We start from the raw sequence: 12,687 nt of genomic DNA on the forward strand, positions 1-12,687 counted from the left end.
ATGCAAAGAAAATTAAATATTTTTCGAAATGTGTTTTCCTTATGGTTAACGTTTTTTTCGTTAATGGTTGTATTCGCAAGTGCAGCCTTAGATCCCACAGGTACTTATGTCACAATGTCTCCAGGACAGGGTGCTACTCCCTCATATAGCTGTGATTTACTATATGGAGGAAAGTACAATAGAGGGGAGTATTTATATACCATTGATTATAAAGGCTCAGGAGCATTAACGACTGAACGGATCTATGAGAATCCCAATACTATTCGCTCATCAACCGTAGCCTTAGGCCCGGCTGGAAGTGCTAATGGCCCGATGACAATGTTCTTTTGGCATTATGGGAGCTTTGGTAGTGAGGGGGTTACTGCAGTTCAAACAGGGGATACGCAGGTATATAAACTAAATCCTGAACCAGGTGGTGGATTTAGAAATCGATATTGGTCTGGTGGAGAAGTCAATCAGCTGACTGGGGAGATTATATTTTCCGGATATGTATCTGATAATGCGGGACCTAGTGGAAACTGGTCCATTATGCGTTTTAATCCCATTACTGGAGCAAGCATTACGAATCCAGGTAGAATTCCAGGAGATTTATCTAGTAATACTAGTATAGCGTCAGACATGGCAATCGATGCGAATGGTAATGCTTATGTCTTAACAGATGGCTCTACTAAAATGTTGATTAGATACAATATTACGGATCCAGATCCGAGTAGATGGAATTATGAAACTCTTTTCACTTTCCCATCTAGTAATCCTAGTATTAGTGGAAGTATCTATGGAATGGCTTTTCTAAATGGGAAATTATATTTAGCGACTTCTACAGATTACTTGTATGAAGCAAATCTCATGACCCAAACGATTAGAGAAGTAGGTCGTATTCCTAGAAGCTCTGGAACCGGCGGGGATGATGACGTGCGAGATTTAGCAAGTTGTCAAGTAGCACCTGTTATTGAAGGGAATTTGTATCAAGATAGTACGGGGCTTGGGAATATAGATCCAAGTTCTGCAACTCCTTTCGCAGAACAAAATGTTGAGATTTGGAAAGAAGAGGGTGGTGTACCTAGATATTCTTCTACTATACAAACAACGGGTAGTGGAAATTTCTCGTTTGTTTTAGACTCAGTGAATGCGAATTACTATATACGAGTGTATGAGCCAAAGATTGGGAATCAATTTGCAACTCAGACTTGGGTATCAAGCTCTGGTATCAGTAATAGTGTTACAAACTATTGTTATAACCCAACTTCAGACACAATGGATCCGACTCCAAATGGGGTGTGTGCAAGTAGACCAACAGATGGGCCGGCTGGGGCAGGCTCTGATATGTCACAATGGTCTTCTTTTACGAAAATAACAATTACTACGGATAAAGAAGTTCCTAATATTAAGATGGCTTTCTCATCTGTAGGAAACTACGCTGATGCACCAACACAATATAATACGGCAACAGGTCCTTTCCATAACTCGCCAGGAGTTAGCGGTAATCAAGCAACAGATAGTAAGCTAAACTTTTTGCGTTTAGGGGAAACCATTTCAAATCAATCAGGTCCACAAGCTTCTGCAGCTGCAGATTCAATTCCAACACATGATGGAATTCAAGTAGCACCTTACGGCAGTACGAATTTTGTATCTTTGCAAGATTTTGTTTTCGTTTCAGGAAATCGCTATACACTACAGGCAGAAATTAAAGGAGTAGCAGCGAATAAAGGGATTTTAAATGGCTGGTTAGATTGGGGAAGATCAAGTGGTGGAGTTGTAGGTTCATTTAATAGTAGTAATCAAATAGCAACAGATTTAAGAACCTCTGGGCAATATGTCACTATAGATTACGAAGTTCCAACGGGATCAGTTACAACAGCAACAGCCAGTTATGCAAGATTTAGAGTAAGCACGCTTCCAGGAATTACACCAACAGAAGGTTCTAGTGCAACGAAACGTATTGATGGGGAAGTAGAGGATTATCGCGTGTATTTTGTGCCAGGAGATGTGAGTATCTCTACGATTGCACATGGTGGCACAGGAAAATTCACCTATACATTTGATAATATTTCGAATGTATATCCCTCTCTATCTACAGCAGAGATTAGCGTTACTGCGGAAGGCACAGAAACATTTGATAATACGCGTCACGTATTTGATAGATTAAATAGTCCTGTCGTTATTCGTCAGACGTCGCCTAATCCACAAATTGAACATTGGATCTTAACAGAAGCAACCTGTATGGTTGGCAATTCTCCAATAACAGGAGTGACGGCGACAGAAGAAGGGGTTATTACGATTCCTGGAAACTACATTGTAGGTGGTTCAGAAATTTCTTGTCTATTAGTAAATTCATCAGGACCACGTCTTGAGTTTGTAAAAAATATTGATAGCCGTTATAGCCCAGACGACCAATTTATTATTAGCGTAAAAAATGGGAATACATCTGTAAAAGATGTTGTGACAGCAGGTTCTGTGACATCGGTAACAACAGAATTATTATCCATTAATGCTGGAGAAACATACACGCTTTCTGAAGTAATGGCGCCGGGATCAACCTCAACCCTTGATCGTTATGAGGGTTCGCTCAGCTGTATTAATAAAAATAGTAGAAGTAATACCGTATTACCTAGTGGAAAGGGCACAAGCTTTAATGTCACTCCGAATAATGGAGATGAGATTGTTTGTACACTCACCAATACGGCACAGCAGTCTTCAGCTACGGCATCCGAAATATCTGCATCTCCGACTACTATTGTGGCTAATGGAGTTGCTGAATCTGTGATTACAGTTCAAGTTAAAACCATTGAAGGTGGCAATATTACTTCAGGGGGGGATGATGTTGAGATTATCTTTACAGATGCCGATAATCCGATTGGAACATTTAAAGGACCTACCATTAATAATGGGGATGGAACCTACACTAGAATCGTGACATCTACTCAAGTACATATGAATGAGTCTTTTGGCTTTATTCTTAACGGGGACAGAGGGACAGGAACGACATTTGTATCGTATGTGGCAGGTCAACCAAGTATTACAAAAAGTACCATTACCGCGGAACCTCCTAGTATTGCCGCTAATGGAACAACAACTTCAACATTGACAGTGCAGTTATCAGATGAATATGGGAATGCATTAACATCTAATATTAATCCTGATACACAGCAACCTTATGCAGTAACGATCCAATTTAAAGATGCTGCTAGCAAACTAGGAACACTGTCAGGTACCACCAATAATTCAGATGGAACATATAGTGCGACAGTTCGTTCTATGGTATCTGGAGAAGATGAATTTAATTTCTTAATAGGAACAGACGCATCCATAGAAATGGCGACTGTTCAATATACTGCAGGTGAGGCGAGTAGTAAAAACTCAACGATTGAAATTAATCCGCAAGAAATTGCAGCGGATGATGTCACAACTGCAAAAATTACGATTACATTATTTGATGCAAATGGAAACCCACTCACATCTGGAACAAATGAAGCGGATGAGGCATATGATGTTGTCATTATTTCTAAAAATAGTTCTGTATTAGGAACGTTAACACCGGTTACGAATAATGATGATGGTACCTTTACCGCTGAAGTTAAATCACAAATCGCAGGTGTTGAAGACTTTACATTCACAGTAAATGGTGTTGATTCTAATCGAGCTGAGCAGATTCGTTATCTACCAGGTGCTTTTGATCTTACAACATCTACGATTGAGGCAGATCCTGCATCGATTGTGGCAGATGATAAAGCGCAATCTCTGATTACCGTTCAATTAAAAGATAGTTTTGGTAATCCTCTTGCGAGTAATGTTGGCGATGTCAATATTACAGGGTTAGTATTAGCGACTCAAAGGGGGGATCGTGTTCCGGCATCTTATGTAGGGGAAGGTCGTTATGAGCTTGTTGTAACATCTACCAGAGCGGGAACAGATGGCACAATTGGTTTTGAGCTCGATGCTCAAAGTGGTAGTAATACAACTTCAATCACTTATCTTCCAGGAGAAGTGGATTTAGCACAATCAGCAATTTCAGTGGATCCAAAGAGTATTATTGCTGATGATGCGACAACTGCAACGATTACAGTTCAATTAAGAGACTCTCAAGGGAATAATCTTGATAAGAGTGCGGGATCCGTGGCATTACGCTTTAATAATGGCAATCCATCATTTGGTACAGCAAGTGCTGTGATCGACCATCAAGATGGAACTTATACAGCAACCATTAGATCTCAAAAAGCGAACGTTACAGAGCTTATTGGATTTACATTAGAGGGAGATCCAAGTCCAGCGGCTCCAGCAGAGCTTAAATATACTGCGGGCAGTATTGATTATACAACGAGTACTATTACAGCATCCCCAATGACAATTGAGGCAGATGGAGAAACACCATCAACAATTACAGTACAACTTAAAGATGCGTTTAATAACGAAATTTTGAATCCAACTGAAATAGTGGAAGTGACGTTAGATAGAGCGACAGATATTGGGAAATTCTCTCCGGCAAATAATCAGTTTACTTACCAAGGTAACGGACAATATACGGGGACGATGACTTCAACCACAGCAGGAGAAGAAACTTTAGGATTTAAGATTGGTACTCAAAGTGCAACAGGTAAAGTGAAGATTACCTATAAAACAGGTGGTGTTAGTTTAACTAGATCAGAAATCAGTGTTGATCCAACTTCAATTGTTGCAGATGGTGTTGAGAATGCAACCGTAAGTGTTCAGCTTTATGATGCAAATGGTAATAAACCAACAGATGCAAATCCTGGCGTTGTGATATTAACAGGTGCAACCCTTGGAGAAGCAGAAGCAACCACTTTAGTACATCAAGGTGAGGGGCTATATACAACAACGATGACTTCTACAAAATCGGGAGTAGATACCTTAGGCTTTAAGTTTGGAGATACATCAGGAAATGCTGAAGAGGCTACAGGTAAAGCAACGCTTGAGTACACAGCAGGTGAGGTGAATACTGCTAAGTCTACAATTGTAATTACTCCTAAGGTCATTACGGCAAATGGTGTTGCGCGTGCCAATGTTGTGGTTCAATTGAAAGATGCTTTTGATAACTCAATTATTGAGAACAAAGGTATCGTGACATTAACAGATCTTAATTTAGGAGCTGTTACAGGAAATGAAAACAACACCTTAACGTATCAAGCAAATGGTACTTATACAGGAACGATTACATCAACAGTTGCTGGTACAGATGCAACCATTGGTTTTACAGTGGCAGAGCTAGGTGCGGGTGGAAATACCCAATCATTAACTTATAATCCAGGACCGATGAATCTTGGAACATCTACGATTACGGCTGATCCATTAACGATTGAAGCAGATGGCAATATGGGTTCTATTGTTACAATTCAATTTAAGGATGCTTTTGGAAACTCTCTACTTGAGGATATTACGGGTAGCGTGACATTAGATGGGGTTCTTAACGGTAATATTAGCTCAGAGCCAAGCTATACCGGCAATGGACAATACCAAGCAACGATTACTTCAGAAACAAAAGGCTCAGATAAAATTGGTTTTAGAGTCGATGGTACATTAGGCGCAGGCGGAGATCGTGTAGAAATTAGCTATATTTCTGGTGCGGCAAGTATTACAGAAACTGAATTCACTGTGAATCCTACTGAAATTACCGCAAATGGTACGACTGTATCGACGCTTACAGTGAGATTATTTGACGCATATAATAATAGAATCACGGATGACCTAGGTGATATCGTGACGATTTCTATTAGCAGTGAGCAGCCTTTAGGAACATTAAGTAATGTTGTTAATAATGGAGATGGGACTTATACGGCAACCGTTACTTCTATTAAAGCAGGTACAGATCATTTTGACTTTACTCTAAGTGGTGTTCCAGCTAACCGTGAAAATGTGACAGTAACCTATTTACCAGATGTTGCTTATGCATTAACGTCTGAAATTACGGCAAATCCTGTATCTATTACGGCAGATGGAACAGAAACAGCTACGTTAACGATCCAATTGAAAGATAGAAATAGCAATAATTTAACCACTTCTATTGGTGCTAATGCCGTTGTTATTTTTACGAATAATGACATGATCGGCTCCTTGAAAGCAGTTCAAGATAACAATGATGGAACATATAGTGCAGAAGTCACTTCAACGAAATCAGGAACAGATACCTTTAGTTTTGAAGTAGATGGCGCAACAGGTGGTAATACTGCGGCAGTGTCTTATACGGCAGGTATTGCATCGGCAACGACTTCTGAAATTAGTGTATCGCCTTCAGTAATTACGGCAGATGGTACTGAATCTTCAACAGTCACAGTAGTACTTAAAGATATTAATGGTAACCGTTTAACCTCAGATGGAGGCGTCACGATTACATTGAAAGGTATTACATTCGCAACAGAAGGGAATATTGCATTAACCTATAACGGCGGAGAAACAGGATCATTCTCTGGTCAATTAACTTCTACAACTGATGGTCAAGATATTATTGGCTTTACCGTAGATGCTGTTGAAGCAACAGGACCAAAATCGAAAGCAACATTAACGTATCGTTCAGGTGGCGTGAGCTTAACAACATCTACAATCGTCATTGATAAGCCAGAAATTACGGCAGATGGCGTGGATGCTGCGATTGTGACGGTTTCATTAAAAGACCAAAATGGCAATGCTGTTACTGAACTTGCGGACGTGACTTTAGTCGGAGTAGTCAACGGAACGTTACTGAATAATACCTTTGAATCTATCGGTGGTGGGCAGTATCAAGGCTCCATTATTTCTGAAAAATCAGGGCAAGACACCATTGGATTCAACGTGGATGGTGAAAAAGCCAATGATGAAAAAGTATTACAATATATCGCAGGAGATGTAGATCTCACTGTGTCTACAATTGCAGTCAATCCTCGTACGATTAAAGCGAATGACACTGACGAAGCAACAGTTACGGTAACGCTCTTAGATAAATTCCGTAACCCGATTATTGTAGGTGCGGAAAGCTTAGATGTGGCATTAGATATGACGACCTTAGAGAATGGTCAGTTAGTAGATGCTGCTACGAATGGTAAATTCACTTCAATAGGCGCTGGTAAATTCACATTAAAGATTAAATCGACAAAATCAGGGTCCGATAATCTTAACTTCACGTTAGGAGGAGCTGCTAGCCAAAACACACCGGCAACTGTGACGTATACAGCTGGATCTGTCAGTTTAACGGCGAGTGAAATCAAGGTAGACCCAACAGAAATTATCGCAGATGGCAGAACACAAAGTAGAGTTACGGTACAGCTGAAAGACCAGTTCGGGAACGATACAGATTTGGGTGTTACGCCAACGTCAGTGACACTGAGTGGTATTGAGCTTGGAAAACTGACAGCTTCTGTGAGATATGTTTCTAATGGTCTTTTTGAAGGGTTTATCACTTCAGAGAAGAGCGGAACGGATACGATTCGTTACCAAGTTGCAGGCGTAGGTGATGGTACTAATAGTGCACAACTTACCTATACTGCAGGAACAATCGATGTTAATGAATCTACAATTCGTGCGGTACCAAACTCGATTAAAGCAGATGGAGTTGCAGCATCGACAATTATTGTAGAGTTACGTGATGGCAATGGAAATATCGTCCCAGGTGACCGTGGAATTGTGGTTATTACAGGGCTTGATCGTGGTGAGGGAATTACTGAAAAAACAGGAAATACCTTAGCAACAACATTTGATAGCGTTAGCAATCGTTATACCGCCACGGTTATCTCTACCGTAGCGGGCACAGATGTTCTGAGTTTCACATTAGATAATGTGCAGTCGAATAGTAAGGCAAACTTAACGTATACGCCTGGGAACTATGTACTCTCTTCATCTACGATTGAAATTCAGCCTGAAACTATCGAAGCAAATGGGACAGAAACAGCAACGATTACAGTTCAATTAAAAGACCGTTATGGTAATAACGTCGTGGGTAATCCGGGAGATGTATATGTTGCGGGAGCTGTAGTAGGAGAGTTTGCAAATGCTCGCTTAACTTATGTTGACGCAGGAAAATATACAGGTCGTATTTCATCGAGAAAGGTAGGTTCAGATACGGTTTCATTTAACGTAGATGGGGTTACGGCAGTTGGAAAAGAAGCAACTGTGACGTATGTTTCCGGATCGTTAGATAGAAATACCAGTACGATTATGGCAAATCCAGCTCGTATCGTGGCGGATGGCGAAAAATTATCGACGATTACTGTTCAATTAAAAGATGGTAACGGCAATAATTTAGAGAGTAGTATTAATCCGACAACTAACCAACCATATCAAGTGACACTAATGCCAACTGCGCCCGCAATTGGAGAAATGTTACCGGCAACGGGTGTCATGACTGACAACGGCGGTGGTTCATTTACAGCTTATGTGAGATCCGTGAAAAGTGGTGTTGAAACGTTTGAATTTATGGTTGATGGCTTAAAAGCGAGTGCGACGACAAATGTCACTTACTTAGCAGGTGCCGTGGATGCGAATAGTTCAACAATCAGTGCATCTCCTCGTCAGATTCAAGTAAGTAAAGAAGGGGCAATTACTTCTACAATTACGGTTCAGTTATATGATATTCAAGGAAATATCATTACAACGGGCGACCATACTATCCAGATTATTTCTGATCAGAAAATTGGGGAGTTAAGTGATGTTATCAGTGCCGGAAACGGTGCGTATACCGCAACAGTTTCTTCTGAAAAAACAGGTACTGAAACATTTAGATTTACAGTGAATGGAACAGCTTCAAGTGCGGTAACAACCGTTCAATATCAAGCTGGGGCTGTTAACTTCCAAAATTCTGAAATTACAGCAATGCCGCGCCAAATTATTGCGGATGGTATTGCGACATCTACAATTGTGGTGCAATTAAAAGATGGTTTGAATAACAATATTGAAACGAATGAAGGTGAAGTTGTTATCACTGGCGTAACATTTGCAGAGCAAAGTGCCGATGAGATTATTGCAACATATAAAGCAGGTCGTTATGAGTTAACCTTAACGTCTAAAAAATCAGGTATGGATGCAAACATTGGATTTAAATTAGATGGCAGAGCATCTGTTAAAAAGGCCTCATTAACGTATCTCCCAGGAGAAATTGATTTAGCACAATCCTCAATTGCAGTAATTCCAAATAGCATTGTGGCAAATGGTACTGATACAGCGACTGTCACGATTACGTTAAAAGACTCGGAAGGAAACGTTGTCCCTGATAGTAATAAAAATGTGAATTTACTCTTTACAACTAATGGTGGCGTATCTTACGGACAGTTTACAAATATCGTAGCGGGTGATGTTGCCGGAACTTATACAGCAACAGCAACATCCACTGTTGCAAACGTCATAGATGCGATCAGTTTCCAAGTAGATGGTGAAACAAGTACTTATGTACCAGCAAGATTGAGCTATACCGCAGGAGATTATTCTACAAAAACCTCTACGCTTACAGCAGCGCCTTCTACAATTGAAGCGAATGGAAAGGAAAAATCCGTTATTACATTACAGTTAAAAGATATTAATGGAAATACTGTATTAACGGAAGCAAATGGAGTTGTAGAACTTAGTGTCGAAAGTGGCGTCGCTGGTATTATCATTGGTAAAGATTCTACTAATCCAAATATCATGCAATATATGGGTAACGGGCGTTATACGATAGAAGTTACTTCCCAGATCCCAGAAAATGACCCAGGTAAGGATATTACTGGAACTGGAATATATGCTTATTCTATTGGCAACGAGAAAGGTGATAAGACTACTTCTGTCATGTATGAATCAGGCGTTGTAAGTCTAGTTAGATCGACAATTAGTGTGTCTCCTTCTACCATTAGCGTTGAAGGTGAAACGAATGACATATCAACAGTTACAGTGACATTATTAGATGCTAATGGGCAGGGGTATACAGCTCCAATATCAGGGGAAGTTAAACTAACCGGATTAGTGTTAGGTAAACAAGCGGTTACTAATATTCAAGGGGAACTTGTATTAAATCAGGGCACTCCAGGTGTTTATACCGCTGATATTAATTCTCAGAAGATAGGAACGGATACTTTAGGATTCACTTATAAAGGAACAAAAGCTGATGCAACAGCGAATCTAACATATATAGCAGGAGCGGTGGATTCTACAACATCTACAATCGTCATCAATCCTGGTGTGATTACAGCAAATGGTAATGCCTTTGCAACAGTGACAGTTCAGCTTAAGGATAAGTATGAGAATAATATTACAGAGGAACAATCAGATAAATTATCTCTTGCAGATTTAATGGTAGGAATACCAAATCAAGCACAGGGTGAATTAACGTATCTAGGTAATGGAACTTATACTGCAACGATTACTTCGACAACAGCAGGTACTGATCCAGAGGTTGGTTTTACAATTGGCACAGGATCTAAGAGCACTAACACTGCATCCATCACTTATTTGCCAGGTGAAATGAATCTTAGTCGTTCTACTATCACGATTGATCCACTTCAATTTGAAGTTGGATCAACAGGTGCTGATGTGACGATTCAATTTAAAGATGCTAATGGAAACCCTATCGACAGAGAAGTAACGGGATCCGTGACTTTAACAGGGGTTGCGTTAGGTAGTGCAACAACCCCTGTATATACTACAAATGGTATTTACACAGCGAAGATTACTTCAGAAAAAGTGGGTATAGATCAGATAGGATTTGCGGTTGATGGAACACCTGGTGCAAATGGCAATACTGTGGCGGTAACATATACGGCTTCAGGTGCGGATGTGACACAGTCTGAGCTATCTATAACCCCTACAACGATCGTAGCAAATGGTATTACGACAGCAACATTAACCGTAAAACTACGTGATCAGTATGGAAATCCTATTACAGACTCTACAACGGATGTCGTTGAGATATTCTCAGCGAACGGCAATGCAACGTTAGTGAATCCTGTGACGGGTACTATTAGTAGTGTTGTTAATAAAGGAAATGGTATTTATGAAGCAACGGTAACCTCTATAAAAGCGGGTCAAGAAGCATTTGACTTCTCTATTAATGGTGCGGATGCCGATACAAAAGATGTCATTGTGACTTATAAAGCAGGTAGAGCAAGTGCAACGACGTCAACGATTATGGCTGATCCAGTATCTATTACGGCAGATGGGCAAACCGTATCAACTGTTACGGTGACCTTAATTGACCAATTTAACAATACGATTACGGAAAGTCAGGGCAATATTATTGTCATTAGAGCGGAAGGAACACGATTAGGTGTGGTTTCTGATGTCGTAGATAATAATAATGGCACCTACAGTATTACGACCAAGTCAACAAAAGCAGGTTCTGATACATTTGGATTTAGTGTTGAAAACGTCGCATCAAGTGGTAAAGCGAGCGTTGAATATACACCTGGAACTGTTGCATCTGCAACAACTTCAGAGATCAGTGTCACGCCATCGGCCATTATCGCAGATGATACTTCAGCAGCAACAGTGACTGTTATCCTACGTGATGCATTTGGTAACAGATTAACGACCGATGGTGGTAATGCTGAAATTAAATTAACCGGCATTACTACTGGAAAGTATGCTGGAGCGAACTTAGTTTATGATGGTGGCTCATCAGGCTCATATTCAGGAAAGGTTACTTCTGAAAACGCTGGTGAAGATACGATTGGATTTACATTAAATGGTACTCAAGCATCAGGACCTAAGAGCACAACGAAGCTGACTTATAATGCAGGTGGGGTAAGTTCGACTAAGTCTACAGTTGTAGTAGATCCGCAATCTATTACCGCTGATGGAATCATGACTTCTACAGTGAAAGTATCCCTCTTTGATAAAGATAATAATGTGATTACAGAATCTCATAATGTGATCTTAACAGGCGTAACATTCGGTAATTACACAGGAACTGTCTTAGAAGAAACAGCAACAGGATCAGGTGTTTATGAATTTGAAATGACATCTACTAAAGCAGGCGTGGATAATATTGGCTTCACGATTGATGGGAATAGTGCGGCAGGTATTGCGGCTCTTACCTATACTGCTGGAGATGCGGTTATTGCAAACTCTACAATCACGGTAAATCCTTCTACTATTAAGGCGGATGATCAACAAACTGCGACATTAACAGTGACGTTACGTGATGCCTTTAATAATGTTGTCGATACGGATCTATCAGGAGAAGTGACTTTAGATTCATCAACTGCAGTATTAGGGAAGTCAGCTGAACCAAATGGTGATACAACCTTTAGATATATCGGTAATGGTCAATATCAGTTATTGATCAAATCATCAAAAGCAGGAACAGATCAGTTGAACTATCTTTTAGATGGTACAAAAGGTGCAACGCCAGTTTCATTAACCTATACAGCAGGTGCTGTTAGTTTAGTGGAAACAACGATTACGGCAGATCCTATCAGTATCAAGGCAGATGGCACAGAAGAGAGCTCTATTACCGTTCAATTTAAGGATGCTTTTGGAAATGATATCGCGACGAATGTGGGTCAAGTAACGTTAGTAGATTTCACATATGGTTCTGTGAAAGCACCGATGGCGCGTCAGGTAGATGGTACCTATAAAGGATCAGTAGTATCTGTAAGAGCTGGAACAGATAAGATTGGATTTACAATTGCCGGTGTTGGTAAAGGTAATCAGTCTGTTGATGTGACGTACACCGCAGGTGCTGTTAGCCTGACAGAGAGCTTGATTTCACTGAGCCCAACGACAATTCGCGCGGAT

1 protein-coding gene (cut by a window edge) is annotated in these 12,687 nt (G+C 40.3%); it reads left to right on the plus strand.

The window, feature by feature from the left end; genetic code table 11:
- A protein-coding gene (locus ACYSN2_RS01725; protein WP_461748519.1) for an invasin domain 3-containing protein crosses the window boundary here: on the plus strand, positions 1 to 12,687 show its 5' end (the start). It continues 12,687 nt past the right edge of the window; 12,687 of the gene's 25,374 nt are visible here — the first part of the coding sequence; it begins with the start codon at positions 1 to 3; the stop codon falls past the right edge of the window.

Source organism: Ignatzschineria sp. LJL83, assembly GCF_054871845.1.